This is a genomic window from Ralstonia sp. NFACC01, from assembly GCF_900115545.1.
Taxonomy (GTDB): domain Bacteria; phylum Pseudomonadota; class Gammaproteobacteria; order Burkholderiales; family Burkholderiaceae; genus Ralstonia; species Ralstonia mojiangensis.
The window spans coordinates 761,092-783,930 of the sequence record NZ_FOWV01000001.1; the positions used below are offsets into that span (position 1 = coordinate 761,092).

Genomic DNA, 22,839 nt, shown 5'->3' on the forward strand with positions numbered 1-22,839 from the left:
GTTACATCGACTCCGCCAGCATGCGGCGGTAGTCGTCTGCCGTGGCGATGCGCGGGTTGGTCTTGTGGCAATGGTCGAGCAGGGCGCCTTCCACCACGTGTTCCAACGCATCTTCCGGCACGCCCATCTGGCGCAGTCCGGTCGGCAGGCCGAGGCGCGCCGTCAGGTCATGCACCGCCTGGGCGAGGTCCGCGCCGGCCGGCAGGTTCATCACGCGGCGCATGCGCGCATAGCGGTTGTCTCGCACCACCGTCTCGGCCGTCTCGTTGAAGCGCAGCACCGCCGGCAACACCACCGCGTTGAGCGTGCCGTGATGCAGCCCCGTTTTGCCATCGACTTTGACGCCGCCGAGCGGGTGCGACAACGAATGCACGCACCCCAGCCCCTTCTGAAACGCCATCGCGCCCTGCATCGACGCGCTCATCATGTTCAGCCGCGCATCGCGGTCAGCGCCATCGCGCGTGGCGCGCTCGATGTTGGCCCACGCACGCTCGAGGCCATCCAGCGCAATGCCGTCCGCAGGCGGGTTGAATGCGGGTGCGAGAAAGGTTTCGATGCAATGCGCAATCGCATCCATGCCGGTGGCGGCCGTCAGCGCGGGCGGCAGACCCAGCGTCAGTTCCGCATCGCAGATGGCTGACTTGGGCAGCAGGTGCCACGAGTGGAAGCCAAGCTTGCGGCCGTCTTCCAGAATGATGATCGCGCCACGTGCCACCTCGCTACCCGTACCGGCCGTGGTGGGGATCGCAATCAACGGCGCCGCCGCTTCGGTGATCTTCGTGCTGCCGCCCTCGATGGTCGCGTAGGTGGTGAGTGGCTCCGGATGCGTTGCCGCAATCGCAATCCCCTTGGCCAAATCGATCGACGAACCGCCGCCGATGGCGATCAGCCCGTCGCAACCGGCGTCTTTGTATTGCGCGGTGGCTTTGAGCACCATCGCCTCGGTCGGGTTGGAAGGCGTCTCGTCGAACACGGTGACGGGCAGGCCGCCCGTGGCGTCAATCGCGCGCTGTGCAAGACCGGCGGCAGCCACGCCTTTGTCGGTCACGATCATCGGCCGGCGGATGCCGACGCGTGCGCATTCGCTTTTCAGTTCATTGACGGTGCCAAAACCAAGGTGGACGTGGGTGAGGTAGAAGATGAGGGCCATGCTGTCTCCGGAGGGTGTTTGTCTGCGTCGCCCGTCTTGCCGTGCGGGCGTGGTTCAATGGATACTCCGATGATAGCCAAATTAGAACGATCGTTCAGTTCTCGCCCTCATGCAGCACCCGTCTCTCGACTCGCACGTCGCCCAGTTACTCGATCTGGTGGCGCGTGCCAAGCGTCCGCCGTTGAATGCACTTGATCCAGCCGACGCCAAGATCGCCTACGAAAAGAGCAGTCCCATTGTCGACATCCCGGCCATCCCGCTGGAAGCCGTGCACGACCTGACGGTGCCGGCGCGCGACGGCCATGCCATCCCCATTCGCACATACGCGGCGCGCGAAGCCAACTGGGCAGATCCATTGCCGTTACTGGTGTATTTCCACGGCGGCGGTTTTACCGTGGGCAGCATCAAGACGCACGATCAGCTTTGCCGGTCGCTGGCGGCCAAATCAGGCGCAATGGTGTTGTCGGTGGATTACCGGCTTGGGCCGGAGTGGAAATTTCCCACCGCGGCGAACGACGCGTTTGACGTGCTTCAGTGGGTGTTCGATGAAGCCGCCACCATCGGCGCCGACCCGGCACGCATCGCTTTCGGCGGCGACAGCGCGGGCGGAACGCTGGCCGCAGTGACTGCCATCGAGGCACGCAACCGCGGCCTGGCACCAGTGCTGCAACTGCTGATCTATCCGGGTACCACCGCGCGTGAATCCACGCCGTCGCACCGCGAGTTTGCCGAGGGCTACTTGCTCACGCAGGAGATGATCCACTGGTTCTTCTCGCAATACCTGCGCAGTGATGCCGACCGCGACGACTGGCGTTTTGCCCCGCTGGATGCCGGTGGCCACGGCGCAGACGTCACAGGCGTGTGCCCCGCGTGGATTGCCGTGGCCGGCTTCGACCCGATCCGCGACGCAGGCATCGGCTACGCCAACAAGCTGCGCGCTGCAGAGGTCCCGGTCGAGCTGAAACTGTACGAAGGCATGATTCACGACTTCTTCAAGATCGGGCGCTTCGTGCCAGCCGTCGAAGACGCGCACCGCGATGCTGCAAACGCACTACGCCGCGCCTTCGGCACCGAGACCGAATCCCCCTGACGAAAGCACAAAAGGAGACCGCATGGCGATCGAGGATTTCCGCCACAGCACGCCCCTGCGCGTACGCTGGGCCGAAGTCGATGCGCAGAGCATCGTCTTCAACGGCCACTACCTGCTGTACGCCGATGTGTGCATCACCGAATACTGGCGCAGCATCGGCGTGCGGTATCCGGTGGATGTGGTCGACACCTTTGGCGTGGATTTCTACGTGGTCAAATCCACGCTCGAATATCATGCCTCCGCGCGCTTTGACGATGAGCTGGACCTGCGCTGCCGTGTGGCGCGTCTGGGCCGCTCCAGCATGCGCTTTATCATCGAGATGTATCGCGCAGACGAACACCTCGTCACCGGCGAGGTCATCTATGTGTGTGCCGACCCTGCCACCCAGACCTCCGCGCCGATTCCCGACACGCTGCGCGAGCGCATCCTTAACTTTGAAGTTCTGAAGCCTGAAGTGTGAGAACTGAGCATGACTGCCCCTGAATCTGTCCGCCCGCTTGCCGGTGTTGAAGTTGCCCGCTGGGACGCCGTGCGCGAAGAAGCGCGCGCCATCCGCTACGACGTGTTCGTCACTGAACAAGGTGTGCCCGTTGAACTGGAATGGGACGCGTGGGATGACCAGTGCTGGCACGCGCTGGCACACGACACGGCCGGGCGCGCTGTCGCCACGGGCCGCCTGCTGCCCGACGGCCATATCGGCCGGATGGCGGTGCGCAAGGAGGCGCGGGGCACGGGCGTTGGCGCGCGCGTGCTGGACGCCTTGATCGACAAGGCGCAGTCGCTCGGTTACCCCGAGCTGATCCTGAACGCGCAAACCCACGCCATGCCGTTCTATGTACGTGCGGGCTTTACGGCCGAGGGCGAAGAGTTTGAAGAGGCCGGCATTCCGCACCGGACCATGCGCCGCGTGCTTACACGTTGATGTCCTGGGCCGCCCTCGCAATGGCTGCGATGGCCACCTGCGCTGCCGGCGACGCGGTTCTGCCGTGCAGCCGCACTATCCCCGTCGTGGATGGCGGCGATAACCAACCCTTCACCGTCAGCCGCACCAGCGCGCCGCTTTCCAGCTCTTCCCGCACGGCGGCGTCCGTGGCTCCCAGCACGGTATCCGTTGTGAGTGCCACCATCTTCAATACGCCGTAGTTGTCGCACTCCAGCGCGATGCTGGCCTCCTGACCTGCCGGCAGGCCAAGCAGCATCGCCAGCTCCACCTTTGACGGGCTCAGGAGTTTCGGTACGGCAATGCCGTATTCCCAGACTTCACGCAGCGTATGCGTGCGCCCCGCAAGCGGGTGTCCAGCCCGCACGTAGAGGTGAGGGGGCTGGCCTCCAATCAATTGGATATCGAGCGCGGCGTCTTTCGGCATGTCGCGCACATCGGCGGCGAAGAACTCGATGCTCTCGCTTCGCAGGCTCTCTAGCAGTTGCACCCAATTGCCGACTTCCATGCGCAGTGCGACTTGGGGATGCTGCTGCCGCAATTCCTGCAGTGCCCGGGGCATGAGCGTTGCCGTCAGCAGCGGGCCGACACCGAAGGCCGTGTCGCCGAGTTGGCTGTCGCGATACAGATCAACGTCGCGTTGCAGGCAGCGCGCCTCGAACAGCAGGCGCCGCGCGCGTTCGATGACGAACTCGCCGGCGGGCGTGGGGCGCACGTCGCCGGTTTCGCGATCAAACAGGCGGATGCCGAGATCATCCTCGACCGCCTGGATGCTCCGGCTGAATGCGGGCTGGCTCAGATGCACCGCTTGCGCGGCACGCGCGAAGTGCAGCGTATCGGCGAGAGCTACGACGTGACCCAGGCGGCGCAAATCCATGGCGTTGCGTTCTGTGCATCAAATAGATGTTCATTATGCATTGGACGCATTGGCGACGCACTTCTAGGCTTGTCTGCACAACAAAAGCGAGGAGACACCAATGAGTTCGCATATGGAGCACGCGCTGATCGTCGCCTGTATCCTAGGATTTGCCGTCATGGAGTTCGTGACACGGCGCTACCAGGCCAACGTGCGCGGCCGGGCAACCGCCAACGATGCCTGGCTCGAGGTGCTGATGTTTATCAGCCTCGTCGCCGTCACCCAGCCGATCGCGCTCTTGGGAAGCAATGCCCTGTGCAAGTGGCTCATTCCGGCGCAGCACAACGCGTGGGCGGATCTGCCCTGGTGGGCGATGACCGGGCTGCTGCTCATCGGTGACGACCTCACGCAATACCTCTGGCACCGTGCTTCGCACACGCCGCTGCTGTGGCCGCTGCACCGCGCGCATCACAGCGCGTCGTACATGAGCGTGCGCATTACGTACCGCAACAACTTTTTCTACTACCTGATGATGCCGGGGCTGTGGATCGGTGGCGTGGCCGTGTATCTGGGCTTTGGACCTGTCTATGCGGCGTATCTGGTCGTCAAGTTGGCCGTCATTGTGGGCGCGCATTGCGCCTGGCCGTGGGATGCACCGCTGTATCGCGTCCGCGCGCTGCGCCCGCTGATGTGGGTGGTCGAGCGGACGATTTCCACACCTGCCACGCATTGGGCGCATCACGCGCTGACCAACGCCGATGGCATCGGCCACTACAAGGGCAATTTCGGCAACCTGCTGTTCTTCTGGGATGTGCTGTTCGGCACCGCGCATATCACGCGCAAATATCCCGCGAAGATTGGTCTGCAGGACGACGTGCTGTTCGGCGCCGAACGGTGGACGGCGCAGATGTTCTATCCGCTGGTGCAGTCCAGGCGCGAACATTCTGCATTGCGCCCGGGCGGCGCTGCCGTCACCGAAATGGAAATGAAAATGGATCAGAGCGCCAGCGCCAAGCAGGAAGCGGCCTGAGCGGCGGGCCGCTTACGTATCGGCGTGCGTGACGGTATCGAGCACGCCGAGGTAGCGCGTCTCACCAATCTGGCCTTCCGCGTCGAAGCGGCGCTCGGTCACGTCAAAGCAGCCGTCGTGACGGATGCGTACGATCGTGCTGGCGCGCGTGCCATAGCGCGGCGAGCGGATGAAGGCGGCGGAAAGCAGCTTCTCCCATTCGGGGGCCACGCCCGTGGCGGGTAGGGAGGCGGTCGGCGCTTCACGGGTTTCCGAAAGCAGATCGAGATAGCGCGCCACATCCAGGGCGTTGCCGTGCCGGCCCGTGTCTGCGGCCAGGGCCTCGGCAAAGGCGGCCATGCGATGCCGCACCTTGAACCACGGCGTATCGAGCAATGCATTGGACAGCCCGTACAGGCCGGGCGCGAGCTTGCGTGGCGCTTCTGCGCGGTTGCTCGTCCACCAGAGTTCGTCGCGGGTGGCGGTCAGCAGGTTGTACCCGTTGTATGCACGGTCGCGAGCGGTGAGGCTATCGAGATAGGCGGGCACCGACATATCGTCCGCCGTCAGGAAATTCGAGACGAGTTCCCCGCGCGAGCGCGCATCGGGCCGGCGCTCGGACGGCGCACGGTAATTCGTCAGCGCGGCAAAGCGGCCGTCACGCGTCATGCCCATCCACGTACCTGCGTGACCGACCACCTGGGCCATGTCACGCCCAGCCAGCACGTTGGGCGCGTCGCTCCACCACGCAAGCGGCGCGGCAGGGCGGTCATAGAATTCGTCCCGGTTGGCGGCCACCACCAGTGCGTAGTCGGGGTGGGCGTGCCAGGCCGTGAGAATCAAACACATGAGCACTTCCTTTGAACATGCCGCGCAACGAACGGCCAATGGTCAATGTGACGACCTGGGTTGCGCGGGCTTCGGCCAAGCATAGCAGCCTGCCGAATTTTTGCGATGCCGATTGCGGCAGGGCGCCGTCAACTGTTTTCTAGATCGACAAACAGCTCTGCATGGCGTTCACCCGCGACGAATTCACGCGGGCCGCCGGTTTCCCACAGGGCCGCCAGCGTGGCAGCAAATGCGGGCGGTACGTCGGCGTAGGACTCCATCCACGTGGCCTGGCCGTCGCGTGTTTCCGGACGGCGCATCAATGCGCCTGCCACGCCCGTCGCTTCTTCCACGGTATCGAGCCAACGCTGCCAGCGCGGTAGCGCAACGGCGGCGTCATGCTCGGCGATGCGGAAGTAGACGAACAGGTGGTCGGCCATGATGGAGTCCGGTGTCAGGCGTTTTCTGAAACGGGAATGACGTACGGCAGGTTTTGCAACGTCAGCACCGGCCCGTCCGGCGTGGCCAGGTGGATGACAGTGTCGAGCGCGTCCAGCTTCAGCTCGACCAGCAGGTCGGTGCCGCCATCCGGCGCCATGGCTGCGTTGACCACCATGCCGCACGGTTGGTTCGGATCGGTCGCGCTGTAGACCTCGGCACCGGCCGACGTGGGTGCATTCACGTGCGCACGATGCATGCGCCGCTTGAGCGTGCCGCGATACTGGCTGCGCGCCACGATTTCCTGCCCCGGGTAGCAGCCCTTGCGGAAATCGACGCCGCCCAGCAACTCCAGATTCACCATCTGCGGCACGAACTGTTCCTGCGTGGGCAGGGTGATGTGCGGCACACCCGCTTGCAGGCTCAGCCAGTCCCACACTTCGGTGCCCACCAACGACAGGCGCGACGACAGCGTCTTCCAAGCGTCCTGGAAGTGCTCGGCATGGACCATCCATTGATAGCGGGGGCGTCCGCCAGCATCCGGCAGGCGGACGACCGCGCCGAACTGCTGCCCCACCGTGGCGGGCTGCTGCGCCACCGCGTTGACCGTATCCGGTTCAGGCAACACGGCGCCGGCCTCGCGCAACGCTTCCGCCGCATCGGGCCCGGCGACGCCGACGGCGATGAACTCATCCATCGGGCGCAGCTTGGCCTTGGCGCGCAGCACGAACATCGACAGGCGCTTGGTCAACGCCGGAGCGATCGCCTTGTCTGTCTGCAGCACGATCGTATCGGCCTGACGCCACACCAGCAGCGTGGCCAGCAGCCGTCCCTTGGGCGAGCAATAGCCGGCCAGGCGCGCCTGGTTCAAGCCCAAGCCGGTGACGGCATTGGTGAGCTGGTTATGCAGGAATTCGGCCGCATCGGCGCCTTCCACGGCGATGCGCGCAAGATCGGTCGGTGCGCAGAGCACGCTGCCGCGCGTGGCGGCGTCAAATTGCACGTCGAGCGGGGGAAAGCTCAGCGTATCGACAAAATCGTGGAAGACATCGTTCATGGTGTGCGGGGCCGCCTTAGATTGACCGGTATTATATTGGGCTGTCTAACAGGCAGCTTGTGCCCTATCTATCCATTTCAAGAGTGCGGAAATCGCCGGGGTCAGCCGGCTCCGCACGCAGATTCACAACAGAATGTTCTCTTTTCTCAAACGCTTGATCCTGCTGGCGATCCTGATTGTGCTGGCAGCAGCAGGCGGTGTGGTGTGGTGGGCTCAGCAACCCGTGAGCCTGTCGGCCTCGCCGCTGGAGGTGGTGATCAAACCGAACTCGAGCGTGATCTCGGTCGGCAAGCAGCTTGCCAACGCCGGCGTCGGCGTGCAGCCACAGTTGTTTTCGGTGCTGGCGCGCGCCACGGGCAACGCCAAGAGCCTCAAAGCCGGTGGTTATGCGCTGGAAACCGGCGCGACGCCCATGTCCATTCTCGACAAGATGGCGCGTGGCGAGGTGACGCATTACGTCGTCACCGTCATCGAGGGCTGGTCGATGCGCCAGATGCGTGCGGTGGTTGACGCAGAGCCTGCGCTCAAGCACGACACGGCCGGCATATCCGACGCAGACCTGATGCGCAAGATCGGCGCGCCCGAAACCAATCCGGAAGGCCTGTTCTTTCCCGATACCTACCTTTTTGCGCGCGGCAGCAGTGATGTGGAGCTATACCGCCACGCCTACCAGGCGATGCAGAAGCGCCTGAACGACGCCTGGGCGAAACGCTCGCTGGATCTGCCGTACAAGACGCCGTACGAAGCGCTGACCATGGCCTCCATCATCGAGAAAGAGACCGGCCAGAAGCTGGAGCGCTCGATGATTGCGGCCGTGTTCGTCAACCGGCTGCGAAAGAACATGCTGCTGCAGACCGATCCGACGGTCATCTATGGCCTTGGTGCAAGCTTTGACGGCAATTTGCGCAAGCGCGACTTGCAGACCGACACGCCGTACAACACCTACACGCGGACCGGCCTGCCGCCCACGCCGATCGCGCTGCCGGGCATGGCGTCGCTGCAGGCGGCGCTGAACCCGGCACCGTCGGATGCGCTGTATTTCGTGGCGCGCGGCGACGGCAGCAGCCAGTTTTCGACCAACCTGACGGACCACAACCGGGCCGTTAACAAATATCAGCGCGGCCAACCATGACCGGCAAGTTCATCACATTCGAAGGGATCGACGGGGCGGGCAAGAGCACGCACCTCGCGTGGTTTGCCCAGCAACTGCAGGCGAAGCTCGCGCCTCAGGGCAAAAAGGTGGTCGTCACCCGCGAGCCGGGCGGTACGCCGCTGGGCGAGCGACTGCGCGAAGTACTGCTGCACGAGCGCATGCACCTGGAGACAGAAGCGCTGCTGATGTTCGCCAGCCGCCGGGAGCACATCGCCGAGGTGATTCAACCCGCGCTGGACGCCGGCGACTGGGTCATCTCCGATCGCTTTACCGATGCCACATTCGCCTACCAGGGCGGGGGTAGGGGCCTGGCAATCGACCGACTGGAAGCGCTGGAGCGCTGGGTGCAGCAGGGCCTGCAGCCGACCAAGACCATCCTGTTCGATCTGGCCCCCGAGATTGCCGCCGCGCGCTTGGCCGATGCCCGGACGCCAGACAAGTTCGAAGCCGAGTCCGCGCAGTTCTTCCTGCGCACGCGTGCCGAATACCTGCGCCGCGCGACAGCCGAGCCGGATCGATTTGTCGTGCTCAATGCCAACCGGGAGCGAACCGATATCCAGAAAGACTTAGAGAATTTGCTTGCAACGCTCTGATTTTGCAGGCAATTTCGGATACGGAAATAATAGTTTCACGACTAGTTTTTGCATCAACAATCTGACGCAACCCATTGATTCATTATGCTTTATCCCTGGCAATCCGCTGACTGGTCCCGTCTGCAAGCGATGCGGGCCAAGTTGCCGCATGCGATTCTGCTCAACGGCCAGGCGGGCACCGGCAAACGCGATTTCGCCATGCATTTCGCGCAAGGCCTGTTGTGCGATACGCCCATCGCAGACGGCCGACCCTGCGGCACGTGCGCGGCCTGCAACTGGTTTGCACAGGGCAATCATCCGGATTTCCACCTCGTGCGCCCCGAAGCGATGGAAGACGCGCCCGAGACGGAGAAAGACGCCGACGGCAAGAAAAAGGCGCCGAGCAAAATCATCCGCATGGAGCAGGTCCGTAACCTGATCGAAGGCGTGGGGGTCGGTACGCACCGGGCCGGGTTGCGGGTGGTCGTGCTGTATCCGCTCGACGCGTTGCAGACTGAGGGCGCCAACGCGCTGCTCAAGACGCTGGAGGAGCCGCCGCAGAACACCGTGTTCCTGCTGGTGACGGATCGAATCGACCGTATCCTGCCGACCATCCTGTCGCGCTGTCGGCAATTTCCGCTGCAGCCGCCGCAGCCCGAGGCCGCGCGCCAATGGCTGGAGCAACAAGGCGTGCCCCATGCGCAAAGCCTGCTGGCTGAATTCGGCAATGCGCCGCTGGCCGCGCTGGCGGCCGCCGAGTCCGAGGACCGCCCGCTACTGCAATTTTTGCTCGAACAGCTTGCCCAGGGCGCGAAGCTGGACGCGCTGGCCACGGCCGATCATTTACAAAAATTGTCGGTCCCGGCCGTTCTCAGTACCATGCACCGGTGGGTCTTTGACCTGATGGCGGCGCGGCTGGCGGGGCGTCCGCGCTACTTTCCAGCGCAGAGCGATGCGTTGCAACGTTGCGCAAACACCATCCCGCTGGATCGCCTGGAACGTTTTGCGCGTGCCTTGCCGCAACGGCGCCGCACCGAGCAACATCCGCTGGCGGCAAGGCTCGTCATCGAGAGCCTTTTGCTGGATTACCGGCAGCTCTTTCCGGCGGCCTGAACCCGAACCCGCACCTGAACGTTTGCACTCTCTGGACACCCTGTGAGCACTGCACCTCTTCGTACGCCTGGCACTCCTGTCACCCCTGGCACGCCCACTGCGGCCGGCACGGCCCCGGGCGCGCCGTCCCGTCCGGGCATCGTCTCGCTGGCCATCAAGGATGAAGCCGGCCTGCACGCCGCGTATATGCCGTTTCTGAAGAACGGCGGTATCTTCGTGCCTACGCAACGTCCTTATCGGATCGGCGAGGAGGTCTTCCTGGTGCTGTCACTGCTGGACCGCCCGCAGAAGTATCAGGTGGCCGGCAAGGTGGCCTGGATCACCCCGGTGGGCACCCCCGCCAAGACGCCGGGCATTGGCGTGCACCTTGGCGAAGACGAGCAGTGCCGTGTGCTGCGTCGCGTGATCGAGGAGCTGCTCGGCAAGCAGATCAACTCGCAGCGCCCGACACAAACCCTCTGATTTTTTCCTGATACGGCGCACGAAGTTTGCGCCGTAACTTTGTGATTATTCGATGTTTATCGATTCCCACTGCCACATCAATTTCCCCGACCTGCGCGCGCGTCTGCCCGAGCTGCTGACGCGCATGCGCGAGAACCGCGTTACCCACGCCCTGTGCATTTCCGTCACGCTGGAGGATTTTCCGAGCGTGCTCGAGATTGCTGAGCAGGAACCGAACGTGTACGCCACCGTGGGCGTCCATCCCGACGCCGAGGCGGACGTTGAAGAAGGCAGATCCATTGAAGAGCCCACGCTCGAACGCCTGCTGACCCTTGCTGATCACCCGCGCGTGGTCGGTATCGGTGAAACCGGGCTCGACTACTACCGCCTGGGCGACCGTACCGTGGCCGACATGGAATGGCAGCGCGACCGCTTTCGCACACATATTCGCGCGTCGAAGCAGACCGGGAAGCCGCTGGTGATCCACACCCGCTCGTCGGCCGAGGACACGCTGGCCATCATGCGCGAAGAGGGCGCCGAGGCCGCAGGCGGCGTCATGCATTGCTTTACTGAGACCTGGGACGTGGCCAAGGCCGCGCTGGACCTGGGTTTCTATATTTCCTTCTCGGGCATCGTGACGTTCAAGAACGCGGTGGATCTGCAGGAAACCGCCAAGAAGGTGCCGCTGGACCGTATGCTGATCGAGACCGACTCGCCGTACCTGGCGCCGGTGCCGTTCCGCGGCAAGACGAACGAGCCGGCGTATGTGCGCCACGTTGGCGAATTCCTGGCAACGCTGCGCGGCGAACCGCTGGAGCGGATTGCCGGCGTTACCACCGAGAACTTCTTTAATCTATTCAATGCGATATCGAGATAACTTGAAGCAAGCAATGAACAAAATCGCATTGGCTGGTGCATTGACGATGGCGTTGTCGGGTGCCGCGCTCGCCACGCCGCAGGACGATCTGCGCAACGCCGTCGAGTACAACCGCCCGGCCCTGGTGCAAAAGTACATTGCGCAGGGCATCGACCCCAACCTGAAGACGCGCGATGGCACGCCGCTGCTGGTGGATGCGCTGAAGGACAAGAACCTCGAGGTGGCCGAGGCGCTCATCCGCGCCAAGAACATCGATTTCGAGCGCACCAACGCCGCCGGCGAAAACGCGCTGATGATGGCCGCCTACCAGGGCCTGCTGCCGATGGTGAAGCTGATGGTGGAAACGTACGACGTGGAGGTCAACAAGACCGGCTGGACTGCGCTGCATTACGCCGCCACCAACGGATACGACGACATCGTCAAATATCTGCTGGACCACGCGGCCTATATCGATGCAGAAAGCCCCAACGCGACCACGCCGCTGATGATGGCCGCCATGGGCGGGCACATCACGACCGTCAAGCTGCTGCTGGACGAGGGCGCCGACATGAACTTGCGCAACCAGCAGAAAATGGACGTGATCGACTTCGCCAAGCGGTATCACCAGGATGAGATTGCTGCGGGGCTGGAATCGCGCCGGCGCAAGTTGGCGGAGCAGTCCGGCAAGCCTGCTTCGGCGCCGGTGCCTGCAGCAGCAGTCTCGCCGCCTGCCAAGCCTGCAGCGCCGGTTGTGCCGACGCCGATGCCGCCCGCTAAACGTGACGCCGGGGCGCCTAGCCAGGCTGGTCAGGATACGATCGGCACGCCCACCAACATGCTGTTTGACAGCAACCGCTAGTCGCGGCCCGAACGGCCCGGCAATTCAGCCCCGGTACCGGGCGTGATGCGCGTCACGCCCGCCGCGCCAGCCGCACTCCGGTGAACTGCCACCGCTGGTGCGGATAGAAGAAGTTGCGATACGTCGCCCGCAGATGCCCCTCGGGCGACACGCACGATCCGCCGCGCAGCACCATCTGGCTGCACATGAACTTGCCGTTGTATTCGCCCACGGCGCCTTCGGCCGGCTCGAAGCCCGGATACGGGCCATAAGGGCTGGCAGTCCATTCCCACACATCACCGAACAGTTGACGCAGGCTTCCGGCCTCGGCGATGCCGTGGTCGGGCAACGGGCGTAGCGCGCCCCGGCCGGCGAAGTTGCCTTGCACGGGCTGGCCTTCTGCGGCGTGCTCCCATTCGGCTTCCGTCGGCAGGCGTGCGCCGGCCCAGCGGGCGTAGGCATCGGCCTCGTAAAAGCTGACGTGCGTGACCGGGGCGTCCAGATCCACCGGCTGCAGACCATGCAGCGACATCTGCTGCCACCCCTCGGCCTCGTCCATGCCGGCGCGCCAGTAGAGCGGGGCATCAATGCCTTCGCGCTGCACCCACGCCCAGCCGTCGGACAGCCACAACGTGGGCTGTCGATAGCCGCCGTCCTGCATGAAGGCGAGCCACTCGCGGTTGGTCACAGGATGCGTGGCCAACGCATAGGGCTCCAGCCAGACGGTGTGACGCGGGCCTTCGCAGTCGAACATGAAATCGGAGTCGGCTCCTGTATCGGTTTTGCCGATCTGTACGGCACCGCCCTGGAAGCTGACCCAACCCGGTTGCGAGGGAGCCGCATGAACGCGTGGTGCCGGCGCTTCGGCATAGGCCGGACATAGCGGGTTCTGCGCAAACAGGTGGAGCAAATCGGTCAGCAGCAACTCCTGATGCTGCTGCTCGTGGTGCAGGCCGAGTGTCACCAGGCGGCCAAGATCGTCCGATACGCCGTCGGCCAGCAGGCGCTGCATGGCCGCATCGACATGAGCGCGATAGGCACGCACCTCGTCGAGCGTCGGGCGGGTGAGCATGCCCCGGCGCGGACGCGGGTGCCGCGCGCCCACGGTCTCGTAGTACGAATTGAACAGATAACGGTAGCGCGCATCCGGCGAGCGATAGCCCGGTACGTTCGAGCTCAGGATGAATTCTTCGAAAAACCACGTCGTGTGGGCCAGATGCCATTTGGCGGGGCTGGCGTCGTCCATGGATTGGACGGTGGCATCGGCGTCCGACAACGGCGCGGCCAAAGCCAGGGATTGCGCACGGACCACGCCGTAGTGTTGCATCAGGCCGGGCAGAGCAATGCTAGGCACATCGAAAACGGGCGATACACGCATGGTGTCTCCAAAGCAGGCAGCGAGAACAGCACAGCAGCAAGTGGGCCATGCCGCGGCGCGCGCACTGGCGCACGCCGCGTGCCCATTTTCGTAAGAAGCATATGCGAGCTTTGTAACTTTGCCACGCACAGCACTGGCGATGCTGCATTGCGGCGACGCCTGCACTGCAGCATCGATTGTCATGAAATAGTCACTGGGCCCACCTAGGATGTAAACGTTTACAAATTCCAGGGGCAAGCAGTGGGCAGCAGCATCAAGGACGTGGCGACGCATGCCGGCATTTCGATTGCCACGGTATCGCGAGCGGTCAATACACCGGAGCGGGTGAGTGCCTCGACGCTGGCCCGCGTGCAGGCCGCCATGGATGCGCTTCACTACCGCCCGAACGCGCTGGGCCGCCAGTTGCGCGCCGAGCGTACAGGCTTGCTGGGCGTGGTGCTGCCGTCGCTGGCTAACCCCGTGTTTGCCGAATGCATGCAGGGCATCGAGGAAGCCGCGTCCATCACGGGCCAGCGCGTGATGCTCATGACGACGGCCTACGACCGCGAGCGTGAAGCCCGCTCCATCGAGACCATGCTCGAGCAACGTGTCGACGGTCTGATCCTGACCGTGGGCGATGCCGCAGCCAATCCGCATCTCGATCGCCTCGACGCAGAGCACGTGCCTTACGTGCTGGTCTACAACGACACGGTCGGCCAGGCGCGCATTCCTGCCCGCTGCTGCATCACCGTCGATAACCGGGCGGCTGCGCGCGATGCTATCCGCGCGTTGCTCGCGCAGGGGCATCGTCAGATCCGCATGCTCACTGGCACGCTGGCAGCGTCGGACCGTGCGGCGTTGCGCCACGACGGCTACCGCGAAGCGCTGGAAGCGGCCGACATTGCGCCGCAGCCGCCCGTCGAAATTGATTTCAATGCCGACGCCATGCTGCCCGCCGAGCTGGCCCGCCTGCTGGCGCCGCCGCGGCCGACCGCCATTTTCTGCAGCAACGACCGCCTTGCCTTGCTCACCATCCGCTCGCTGCGCGAGATGGGTCTGCGCGTGCCCGAAGACGTGAGCGTGGTCGGCTTCGATGGCTTGGCGATGGGGCAGTGGCTTTCGCCCACGCTGGCCACCGTGGCGCAGCCGCACCGCCGGATCGGCACCGACGCGGCCACGGCGCTGGCCCGCCGCATCGCTGGCGAGGTGGTGCCCTCGATTACGTTGCCGCACCGCTTGCTGGCGGGCGGCACGCTGGCCCGTGCGCCGGCGGAAGCGTCTCTCTCCGTTGTTTCTTCCCTCACGTCTGATACGCAAGGAGCGTCTCGATGAAACGTCTCGTTCAATGGCTGCGCGTGTGCGGCCTCGTGGCTGCCGGCGCGTTCGCCGTGGCTGCGCCAGTGCAGGCGCAGCCGGCCGGCCAGCAAGTCGCCATCTGCTACAACTGCCCGCCCGAATGGGCCGACTGGGCCAGCCAGATCAAGGCCATCAAGGAGAAGACCGGCATCACCGTGCCGTTCGACAACAAGAATTCCGGCCAAGCCATCGCGCAGATGCTGGCCGAGAAGTCGCACCCCGTGGCTGACGTTGCCTACCTGGGCATCACGTCCGCGTATCAGGCCAAGGAAAAGGGTCTGGTCGCCAACTACAAGCCCAAGCATTGGGAAGACATTCCGGCCGGCATGAAAGATCCGGATGGCGCATTCTTCTCGATCCACTCCGGCACGCTGGGCTTCTTCGTCAACAAGGACGCATTGGAAGGCAAACCCGTGCCGCGCTCGTGGAAAGACCTGCTCAAGCCCGAATACAAAGGCATGGTCGGCTACCTGGACCCGAGCAGCGCCTTCGTCGGCTACGTGGGCGCCGTGGCGGTCAACCAGGCGCTGGGCGGCACGCTCGACAACTTCGGCCCGGCCATCGAGTGGTTCAAGCAGTTGAAGAAGAACGCGCCGATCGTGCCGAAGCAGACGGCCTACGCACGCGTCGTGGCAGGCGAAATCCCCATCCTGCTCGACTATGACTTCAATGCCTATCGCGCCAAGTACAAGGATCACGCCAACGTGGAATTCGTGATTCCGCAGGAAGGCACGATTGCCGTGCCGTACGTGATGAGCCTGACCGCCGGTGCGCCGCACGCCGACAACGCCAAGAAGGTGCTGGATTTCGTGCTGTCGGACGAGGGCCAGACGCTGTGGGCCAACGCCTACCTGCGCCCCGTGCGTGCCAACGCGATGAGCAAGGAAGCCGCCTCGCGCTTTCTGCCCGCCAGCGAATACGCCCGCGCAAAGACGGTCGACTTCAACAAGATGGCAGCCGGCCAGCAGGCGTTTGGCACGCGCTACCTGAACGAGGTCCGCTGAGCATGAGCACCGTCACCCGATCCACCTTGCCCGACGATGCGGTATTGCCCGCTCGGTGGCGGGTGGCGTTGCTGGCACCGGCCGTCGCGCTGTTCTGCGCGTTCTGGCTGCTGCCGATGGCGGCGTTGCTGCGTGTGAGCGGCAGCGAAGGGCTGGTCGCCACGTACACGGCTGCGCTCACCACATCGCGCTATCTGGGCAGCTTGTTCTCGACGGTGGTGCTGTCGGCGGCGGTCACGCTGGCGACGCTCGTCCTTTCGACCATCGCCGGGCTGTTTCTGGTGCGTCACAACGTGCCGGGCAAGCGGATGATTACCGCGATGCTGACGTTTCCGCTGGCGTTTCCCGGCGTGGTGGTCGGCTTCATGGTGATCCTGCTGGCCGGGCGCCAGGGCTTGCTGGGCGACGTCACGCACAAGCTCGTCGGCGAGAAATGGGTGTTCGCCTACTCCATCGGCGGGCTGTTTCTCGGCTACCTGTATTTTTCGATCCCGCGCGTGGTGTTGACGGTCATGGCAGCGGCGGAAAAGCTTGATCGTTCACTGGAAGAAGCGGCGCGCTCGCTGGGCGCATCGTCGTGGCAGGTGACGCGCGATGTGCTGGTGCCGGGGCTGGCGCCTGCGCTGATCGCCTCGGGCGCGATCTGCTTTGCCACGTCGATGGGCGCATTCGGCACCGCCTTCACGCTCGCCACCGATATCGACGTGTTGCCGATGACGATCTACACCGAGTTCACGCTCAATGCCGGGATTGCCATGGCGGCCGCACTGTCGGTTGTGCTGGGCGTTGTGACGTGGCTGGTGCTGGCGATTGCACGCACGGCGGCTGGCGGACAAGCGGGGGCGGCGGCATGAAACGCGCCTTGTCTGCTGCGCAGTGGATCATCACGCTGCTGCTGTGCCTGTTCCTAATCGTGCCGGTGGTGCTGTCGATGGCCGTGGGCCTGACGCGAAACTACATCCGCGGGTTCAAGAGCGGTTGGACGCTGGATTGGGTCGCCCAGGTCTGGGAGATGTATCACGCGTCGATCTGGATGTCGTTGCTGGTGGCGCTGTGCACGCTGGTGGTCGTGCTGGCGGCCGGCGTGCCGGCGGGCTATGTACTGGCGCGGCGTCAGAGCCGTGCAAGCCGCCTGATCGAAGAATTCCTGACGCTGCCCGTGGCACTCCCGGGGCTGGCGACGGCGCTGGGCTTGATCGTGGCCTACGGCGGCTTCGGCGGCTTTCGCGAGAGCCTGTGGTTCATTGTCGTCGGCCACGTGGTGTTCACCCTGCCGTTCATGGTGCGCTCGGTTGCAGCCGTGGCGGCAGGCCAGAACCTCAAGACGCTGGAGGAGGGCGCTGCCAGCCTGGGCGCGTCGTTCTGGCAGCGCTTTCGCACCATCGTGCTGCCCAACGTGCAGCCCGGCATCCTGGCCGGCGCGTTGACGGTGGTGACGCTCTCAGTAGGCGAATTCAACCTGACCTGGATGCTGCACACGCCCGAAACCAAGACCCTGCCGGTCGGCTTGGCCGATACCTATGCGTCGATGCGCCTGGAAATCGCCAGCGCCTACACGCTGATCTTCTTCGTCATGATCGTGCCGCTGCTGGTGCTGATGCAGCGCTTTGGCGGCCTGCGGGTGAACAACGGAAAGGCTTCCCGATGAGTACCGAACCTCTACATCTCGCGCCCGTGCCGATTCGGCTGCGTGGCTGCGGAAAACACTTCGGCGGCCAGCGCGTGCTGGACTCGATGGACCTCGACATCGCCGCCGGCGAGACCGTCGTGCTGCTCGGCCCGTCGGGCTGCGGCAAGACGACCACGCTGCGCATCGTCGCGGGGCTCGAAGCGCCCGATGCAGGCGGCACCGTGCATTTTGGCGACGAGGACGTCACTGCACGTCCGATCGAACGCCGCCGCGTCGGCATGGTGTTCCAGAACTACGCGCTGTTTCCCAACCTGAGCGTGCGCGGCAACGTGGAATACGGCCTGCGCATCCAGCGCCGGCAGAACGGCTTGTCTGACACGCAGATCAGCGCCCGGGCGAGCACGCTGCTGGAGATGATGCACCTCACGCCGTACGCAGACCGCGGTGTGGATCAGCTCTCGGGCGGGCAGCGCCAACGCGTGGCACTGGCGCGCGCGCTGGCGCCCGAGCCACGGGTGCTGCTGCTCGACGAGCCGCTCACGGCGCTCGATGCCAAGCTTCGCGAATCTGTGCGGGCAGAAATGGACCGCCTGCTACGCAGCCTCGGCATCACGACCATCTACGTGACGCACGATCAGGAAGAGGCGATGGCGCTTGCCGATCGCATTGTCGTCATGGAAGCCGGCCGCATTGCGCAGATCGGCACGCCGCGCGAGATCTACTTCCAGCCGGCCAACCGGCACGTGGCGGATTTCATCGGGATCATGAACCGGCTTGACGGCGCGCGCGAGGACGGCGCCTTCGTCTGCGCGGGTGGTCGCGTACCCGTGCCGGCCGGCGACGGCAACGCCATCTTCTTCCGCCCCGAAGATGCCGTGCTGGCCGACCCGGCCCAGGCGGCGCTGAAGGGCACGGTCGAATCGGCGGTGTTTCTTGGCTTCCGCACGCGCGTGCGCGTGGCGGGCGTGTCAGCCACGCCGCTGTTTATCGATGTGCCCGGCCGCCAACACTTTGCGCCCGGCCATGCGGTCGGCTTCGATATCCCGGCAGACCGCCTCCTGACCTTGCAAGCCTGATGCCAATGCATTTCCTGCAACTGACCGACCTTCATATCAAGCGTCCGGGGCGACTGGCTTATCGGCGCGTGGATTCAGCGGCCTACTTGGCACGCTGCGTGGCGCATATCCTGGCGCAGCCGGAGAAACCGGACGCCATCGTCCTGACCGGCGATCTGGTCGACGCCGGCGCGCCCGAGGAATACGCGCACCTGCGCGCCGTGCTGGCGCCGCTCGATGCGGCTGGCATCCGCATGCTGCCGGTGCTCGGCAACCATGACGGCCGTGACGCCGCCCGAGCAGCCTTTGCCGATTGGCTCGCGCCCATTCCGGCCGATGCGCAAGACAGGCACGCTTTCCAGTACTGGACCGACATCGGCGACGTTCGCCTGATCGTGATCGATACGCTGGACGCCGGCCATCCCGGTGGGCGCCTTGGTGTGCAGCGTCTGGATTGGCTGGCCGAAGCGCTGGCGCATGAAACGCAACGCCCGACCGTCATCGCCATGCATCACCCGCCGTTCGCCACGGGCATTGGCCACATGGACGTGCAATCGCTCGCCCCCGAAGACATCCCGGCCTTCGCGCAGATCGTGCGTGCCGCCGGCAACGTCGAGCGCATCATCTGCGGCCATCTGCATCGCTCCATTGACGTGCTCTTTGCCGGCACGGTGGCATCGACATGCCCGTCACCCGCGCATCAGGTGGCGCTGGATCTCGACCCCGACGGCGAGCCCGGCTTCGTCATGGAACCGCCCGCCTACAAGGTGCACGCATGGGTGCCGGGGCAGGGCCTGGTGAGCCACCTCGCCTACGTGGGGCAATTCGATGGCCCGCATCCGTTCTTCGAGCCAGACGGGCGGCTGATCGACTAGGCCGCTTCCACGGCGGCGGCCATCCGCACGACCAGTGCATCAACGTCGCTTTCCGCCGATGCGATGGACGCGCGTAACCGCTCGTCGGCAAACTCGTCGTATTCGACGGCGACAGATGCCACATCGGTGATGCCGATGTAGCCGAATGCCGTGGCGACGCCGGCCTCGACGTGGTTCAGGTGCGCAATGCGCTGGCCGGGGCCGTAACCGAAATCGCCGCGCGCGCTGAGGATGACGAGGCGCTTGTTCATGCCGGCGAGCAGCGGCCAATAGGGCTCGCCGGGGCGGCGGCGGTCGAAACCGAATGTGCGGCCCACGCGCACGATGTTGTCGATGTACGCCTTGAATTGCGCGGGTATGCCGAAGTTGTACATCGGTACGCCGGCCACGATCACGTCGGCGGCCAGCAACGCGTCGATCAGTGCATCGCTTTGCGCAAGGCGGTCGTGCATCCACGGTTCGCGCTGCGCGGGCGGCGTGAACGCGGCATGGACCCAGCGGCCATCCACTGGGGCTGGCGGTTCAGCGCCGATATCGCGATAGACGACTTGCGCGTCGGGCTCATGCTCAAGCCAGCGCTGCACGAAGCGCGCGGAGAGCCGGCGCGTGTGCGAGCCATGGCGCGAAGTCTCGGAGCTGCCCGGCCGGGCGCTGGAATCCAGATGCAGAAGGCGGGTCATGTTGAATCGTTGATGAGTGGAGGTGTGTCCACTCTACGAACCGCGCTGCACTGCGACAAACGACATGTTTTGCGCGCGATGGCTGACATGGATTCATCCATGCCGTCCACGCGGGAAAAGCGCCCGTGACACAATCCCGCGCATGCGAAAACTGCCACCCCTGAGCGCGCTGCGCGCCTTTGAAGCCACCGCGCGCCACCTCAGCATGAAGCGCGCTGCCGACGAGCTGTCGGTCACGCCCACGGCCGTCAGCCATCAGATCCGCCGCCTGGAAGACGTGCTGGGCGTGGTGCTGTTCGAACGCCACGTGCGTGCGCTGCGCCTGTCAGCTGCCGGCGAGCAGCTGTATCCGGTGCTCAACACCGGCTTTGACGCGTTTGCGCAGGCGATCGATGCCATTCGCGGCCCGCAAGCGCAGCCGGCCCGGCAGCGCGTCACGCTTACCGCGCCGATGGGGCTTGCTGCGCGCTGGCTGGTACCGCGACTTGGGGAATTTACGACGCAGCATCCGGAGGTGGATCTGCGCATTCATGCGTCCGACACCGTGGTCGACCTGCATGGCGGCAGCGCAGACCTTGCCGTGCGGTATGGCGATACGCCGGCCATGGGGAATGGGCTCATCACCGAACGGCTCTTTGGCGACGCCTATGCGCCGGTCTGCCACCCGGGCCTGAAGGTGCAGTCGCACGACGATCTGACGCGCGTGCCGCTCATCCACTCCGAATGGCAGCGCACGCTGCCGCAGGCGATCGGCTGGCCGATGTGGGCACGCGCCGCCGGTATCGACCACATGCTCAAGACGGACACGGGCATCGTGCTGTCCGACGACGGGCATGCCATGTCGGCGGCAATGGCCGGGCAAGGCGTGATCCTGGCGAACCTGCCGCTGGTGCGTGATGCGCTGGAGGCGGGCACGCTCGTCCAGCCTTTTGCAGCGCCCGTCATTCAGCGCTATGCCTTCTGGGCCGTTGCGCCATCTACGCGGCTTGAAGACGCTGCCGTGCGTGCGGTGTGGGATTGGCTATGCGCGTGCCGCGAAAACACGGCACGTCTGCATCGCTCAGCTCAATAGCGGCGACGCCGCACGCGCTGGCGCAAACGCTTCGTGCCACGCGGCTGCAAGCTGCAGCAAGGCAAATTCCGACCGGGGCGGCGCAATCACCTGCAGGCCCAGGGGCAAGCCATCGGGGGTCAAGCCGGACGGCAGGCTCGCGGCCGGCACGCCCGCCAGCGTGGCGCCAATCACGACTTCCATCCAGCGGTGATACGTGTCCATGGCGCGGCCCGCGACGGTCTTGGGCCAGTGTTCTTCCGCGGGGAAGGGCGCAACTTGCGTGCAGGGCAGGACGAGGAAATCGTAGTGCGCAAACTGCCGCAGCAGCGCCTGATACCAGCTTGCCCGTGTGGCGATGGCACGGTTGATGTCGATGGCGGTGCGGCTGCGTCCGTGCTCGATTTCCCAGATGGCTTCGGGCTTGAGCAAGTCACGCGTGGCTGCGTTGGCGTAGAGGAGCCCCAGGTTGCCGGATACGCTCAGCGCACGCAGCGTGCACCAGCATTCCCACAACGCATCCATCGCGAAGAAAGGCCGTACGCTTTCGACATGGCAGCCCAGCGTGTCGAATGTGTCCAGCGCGTGCTCGTTGACGGCCAGCACTTCGCGGTCGACGGCAAGGTAGCCGCCAAAATCGCCCAGCCACCCAATGCGCGCTTGCCGGAAATCACGGTGCAGCGGCTGCATGAAGCACGCCGGATCGTCGCTCAGCGACAGCGGCGCACGCGGGTCGTAGCCGGCCTGCGTGGCGAGCAACCAAGCGAGGTCGTGCGGATTGCGCGCCATCGGGCCTTCGGTGCCCAGCTGCTGGAAGAACACGTCGCCGGCGGGGCCATACGGCACGCGACCGAGGCTCGGACGCAGGCCGTAAATATTGTTCCAGGCCGCGGGGTTGCGCAGCGAGCCCATCATGTCGCTGCCGTCGGCCACGGGCAGCATGTTCAGCGCCAGCGCGGCGGCAGTGCCACCGCTGCTGCCGCCGGCCGAGCGCTCGGGGTTCCAGGCGTTGCGCGTAGTGCCGTACACACGGTTGTAGGTATGCGAGCCGAGCCCGAACTCCGGCGTATTGGTCTTGCCGATCAGCACGGTGCCCTGCCGGCGAATGCGCTCGACGACGATGCTGTCATGCGTCGGCACATTGCGCGCCATGGCGAGACTGCCCATCGATGTCACCATGCCGGCGGTGGCCGCGAGGTCCTTGGGCGCCTGCGGAAAACCATGCATCCAGCCGCCGGATAAGCCCTGCGAGAGCAGCACATCGCGCTCGCGCGCCTGGTCGATGGCGGATTCGGCATCGATGCGGGCGACGACCGCGTTCACCGTCGGGTTATGACGATCGATCTGCGCAAGGAACGCTTCCATGACTTCCACGCACAATACATCGCGCGCGTGGATGCGCCGGGACAGTTCGATCGCGCTCCATTGCACGATCTCTTCATTGGCGGCCGCAGGTATTGCAGCGTGGCTCGGATTCGCTTGCATTCCTT

Annotated in this window: 25 protein-coding genes; 17 read left to right on the forward strand and 8 right to left on the reverse strand. The window is 64.9% G+C overall.

The genetic code is table 11. The annotated features are described in order from the left end of the window. Nucleotide 1 precedes the first annotated feature (1 nt). Nucleotides 2-1,150 carry an iron-containing alcohol dehydrogenase gene (locus tag BM136_RS03615; protein ID WP_024975654.1) on the reverse strand — a complete coding sequence of 383 codons (1,149 nt, stop codon included), beginning with the start codon at nucleotides 1,148-1,150 and terminating at the stop codon, nucleotides 2-4. A gap of 109 nt (nucleotides 1,151-1,259) precedes the next feature. Between BM136_RS03615 and BM136_RS03620 the strand changes: the two genes are divergently transcribed. Genes BM136_RS03620 through BM136_RS03630 form a run of 3 tightly spaced genes read left to right on the forward strand, consistent with a single transcriptional unit; the run spans nucleotide 1,260 to nucleotide 3,162 of the window. Then, on the forward strand, nucleotides 1,260-2,240 hold the full coding sequence (locus BM136_RS03620) for an alpha/beta hydrolase (RefSeq protein WP_092970329.1): 981 nt from the start codon (nucleotides 1,260-1,262) through the stop codon (nucleotides 2,238-2,240). Nucleotides 2,241-2,262: 22 nt separating this feature from the next. Beyond that, a complete protein-coding gene (locus BM136_RS03625) occupies nucleotides 2,263-2,700 on the forward strand; it encodes an acyl-CoA thioesterase (RefSeq protein ID WP_024975656.1) in 438 nt (145 codons plus the stop codon). A 9-nt stretch (nucleotides 2,701-2,709) separates the two neighbouring features. After that, nucleotides 2,710-3,162 (forward strand): GNAT family N-acetyltransferase, encoded by a 453-nt coding sequence (locus BM136_RS03630; protein WP_092970331.1) that lies wholly within the window; start codon nucleotides 2,710-2,712, stop codon nucleotides 3,160-3,162. Here the strand turns inward: BM136_RS03630 and BM136_RS03635 are convergent. After that, the gene (locus BM136_RS03635) at nucleotides 3,152-4,057 is read right to left on the reverse strand and encodes a LysR family transcriptional regulator (protein ID WP_092970333.1); all 906 of its coding nucleotides are present in this window, start codon (nucleotides 4,055-4,057) and stop codon (nucleotides 3,152-3,154) included. The two genes, BM136_RS03630 and BM136_RS03635, sit on opposite strands and share 11 nt — an antisense overlap. Before the next feature lie 100 nt (nucleotides 4,058-4,157). Here BM136_RS03635 and BM136_RS03640 point away from each other — a divergent pair, with 100 nt between their 5' ends. Continuing rightward, nucleotides 4,158-5,066, forward strand: a complete 909-nt coding sequence (locus BM136_RS03640) for a sterol desaturase family protein (protein ID WP_092970335.1) — start codon at nucleotides 4,158-4,160, stop codon at nucleotides 5,064-5,066. A gap of 12 nt (nucleotides 5,067-5,078) precedes the next feature. Here BM136_RS03640 and BM136_RS03645 read toward each other — a convergent pair whose 3' ends face one another. The 3 genes from BM136_RS03645 to BM136_RS03655 all read right to left on the reverse strand — a co-directional run bounded on the left by BM136_RS03645 (nucleotide 5,079) and on the right by BM136_RS03655 (nucleotide 7,368). Continuing rightward, nucleotides 5,079-5,894: an NRDE family protein gene (locus tag BM136_RS03645; RefSeq protein WP_092970337.1), complete on the reverse strand. Its 816-nt coding sequence runs from the start codon at nucleotides 5,892-5,894 to the stop codon at nucleotides 5,079-5,081. Nucleotides 5,895-6,022: 128 nt separating this feature from the next. Then, nucleotides 6,023-6,313: a DUF4936 family protein gene (locus BM136_RS03650; protein WP_092970339.1), complete on the reverse strand. Its 291-nt coding sequence runs from the start codon at nucleotides 6,311-6,313 to the stop codon at nucleotides 6,023-6,025. A gap of 14 nt (nucleotides 6,314-6,327) precedes the next feature. After that, on the reverse strand, nucleotides 6,328-7,368 hold the full coding sequence (locus tag BM136_RS03655; RefSeq protein ID WP_092970341.1) for a CAF17-like 4Fe-4S cluster assembly/insertion protein YgfZ: 1,041 nt from the start codon (nucleotides 7,366-7,368) through the stop codon (nucleotides 6,328-6,330). A 133-nt stretch (nucleotides 7,369-7,501) separates the two neighbouring features. On the opposite strand from BM136_RS03655, the gene mltG reads away from it, so the two are divergent. The 6 genes from mltG (at nucleotide 7,502) to BM136_RS03685 (ending at nucleotide 12,362) form a co-directional block, all read left to right on the forward strand. Further along, nucleotides 7,502-8,500 carry an endolytic transglycosylase MltG gene (gene mltG, locus BM136_RS03660; protein WP_092970343.1) on the forward strand — a complete coding sequence of 333 codons (999 nt, stop codon included), beginning with the start codon at nucleotides 7,502-7,504 and terminating at the stop codon, nucleotides 8,498-8,500. Next, a complete protein-coding gene (gene tmk, locus BM136_RS03665) occupies nucleotides 8,497-9,114 on the forward strand; it encodes a dTMP kinase (RefSeq protein ID WP_092970345.1) in 618 nt (205 codons plus the stop codon). Before mltG ends, tmk begins: the two co-directional genes overlap by 4 nt. An 81-nt stretch (nucleotides 9,115-9,195) precedes the next feature. Further along, the gene (locus BM136_RS03670) at nucleotides 9,196-10,206 is read left to right on the forward strand and encodes a DNA polymerase III subunit delta' (protein ID WP_092970347.1); all 1,011 of its coding nucleotides are present in this window, start codon (nucleotides 9,196-9,198) and stop codon (nucleotides 10,204-10,206) included. 42 nt (nucleotides 10,207-10,248) lie between these two features. Beyond that, nucleotides 10,249-10,668 (forward strand): PilZ domain-containing protein, encoded by a 420-nt coding sequence (locus BM136_RS03675; protein ID WP_092970349.1) that lies wholly within the window; start codon nucleotides 10,249-10,251, stop codon nucleotides 10,666-10,668. A 52-nt stretch (nucleotides 10,669-10,720) separates the two neighbouring features. Then, on the forward strand, nucleotides 10,721-11,524 hold the full coding sequence (locus tag BM136_RS03680; RefSeq protein ID WP_092970351.1) for a TatD family hydrolase: 804 nt from the start codon (nucleotides 10,721-10,723) through the stop codon (nucleotides 11,522-11,524). Continuing rightward, nucleotides 11,508-12,362, forward strand: coding sequence for an ankyrin repeat domain-containing protein (locus tag BM136_RS03685; protein ID WP_092970353.1), 855 nt, complete (start codon nucleotides 11,508-11,510; stop codon nucleotides 12,360-12,362). The genes BM136_RS03680 and BM136_RS03685 overlap by 17 nt, the downstream gene beginning before the upstream one ends. A 52-nt stretch (nucleotides 12,363-12,414) precedes the next feature. Here BM136_RS03685 and egtB read toward each other — a convergent pair whose 3' ends face one another. After that, nucleotides 12,415-13,719 carry an ergothioneine biosynthesis protein EgtB gene (gene egtB / locus BM136_RS03690; protein ID WP_092970355.1) on the reverse strand — a complete coding sequence of 435 codons (1,305 nt, stop codon included), beginning with the start codon at nucleotides 13,717-13,719 and terminating at the stop codon, nucleotides 12,415-12,417. A gap of 240 nt (nucleotides 13,720-13,959) precedes the next feature. Here egtB and BM136_RS03695 point away from each other — a divergent pair, with 240 nt between their 5' ends. The 6 genes from BM136_RS03695 to BM136_RS03720 are packed head-to-tail and all read left to right on the forward strand — an operon-like array spanning nucleotide 13,960 to nucleotide 19,618. After that, complete coding sequence (locus tag BM136_RS03695; RefSeq protein ID WP_092970357.1) at nucleotides 13,960-15,030, forward strand: LacI family DNA-binding transcriptional regulator; 1,071 nt, start codon at nucleotides 13,960-13,962, stop codon at nucleotides 15,028-15,030. Then, nucleotides 15,027-16,058 (forward strand): ABC transporter substrate-binding protein, encoded by a 1,032-nt coding sequence (locus BM136_RS03700; protein ID WP_092970359.1) that lies wholly within the window; start codon nucleotides 15,027-15,029, stop codon nucleotides 16,056-16,058. Before BM136_RS03695 ends, BM136_RS03700 begins: the two co-directional genes overlap by 4 nt. A gap of 2 nt (nucleotides 16,059-16,060) precedes the next feature. Continuing rightward, the gene (locus tag BM136_RS03705) at nucleotides 16,061-16,912 is read left to right on the forward strand and encodes an ABC transporter permease (protein ID WP_092970361.1); all 852 of its coding nucleotides are present in this window, start codon (nucleotides 16,061-16,063) and stop codon (nucleotides 16,910-16,912) included. After that, nucleotides 16,909-17,706, forward strand: a complete 798-nt coding sequence (locus BM136_RS03710) for an ABC transporter permease (RefSeq protein ID WP_092970363.1) — start codon at nucleotides 16,909-16,911, stop codon at nucleotides 17,704-17,706. The genes BM136_RS03705 and BM136_RS03710 overlap by 4 nt, the downstream gene beginning before the upstream one ends. After that, a complete protein-coding gene (locus tag BM136_RS03715; protein WP_092970365.1) occupies nucleotides 17,703-18,764 on the forward strand; it encodes an ABC transporter ATP-binding protein in 1,062 nt (353 codons plus the stop codon). The genes BM136_RS03710 and BM136_RS03715 overlap by 4 nt, the downstream gene beginning before the upstream one ends. A gap of 5 nt (nucleotides 18,765-18,769) precedes the next feature. Beyond that, nucleotides 18,770-19,618 (forward strand): phosphodiesterase, encoded by an 849-nt coding sequence (locus tag BM136_RS03720; protein WP_092970367.1) that lies wholly within the window; start codon nucleotides 18,770-18,772, stop codon nucleotides 19,616-19,618. Here the strand turns inward: BM136_RS03720 and BM136_RS03725 are convergent. After that, entirely contained in the window at nucleotides 19,615-20,298 is a 684-nt protein-coding gene (locus BM136_RS03725; RefSeq protein ID WP_092970369.1) for an FMN-dependent NADH-azoreductase, read from the reverse strand. The genes BM136_RS03720 and BM136_RS03725 overlap by 4 nt on opposite strands. Before the next feature lie 142 nt (nucleotides 20,299-20,440). Between BM136_RS03725 and BM136_RS03730 the strand changes: the two genes are divergently transcribed. Further along, entirely contained in the window at nucleotides 20,441-21,370 is a 930-nt protein-coding gene (locus BM136_RS03730; RefSeq protein WP_092970371.1) for a LysR substrate-binding domain-containing protein, read from the forward strand. On the opposite strand, the gene BM136_RS03735 is transcribed toward BM136_RS03730, so the two are convergent. Beyond that, nucleotides 21,359-22,834, reverse strand: coding sequence for an amidase (locus BM136_RS03735; RefSeq protein ID WP_092970373.1), 1,476 nt, complete (start codon nucleotides 22,832-22,834; stop codon nucleotides 21,359-21,361). The genes BM136_RS03730 and BM136_RS03735 overlap by 12 nt on opposite strands. Between the last annotated feature and the right edge of the window lie 5 nt (nucleotides 22,835-22,839).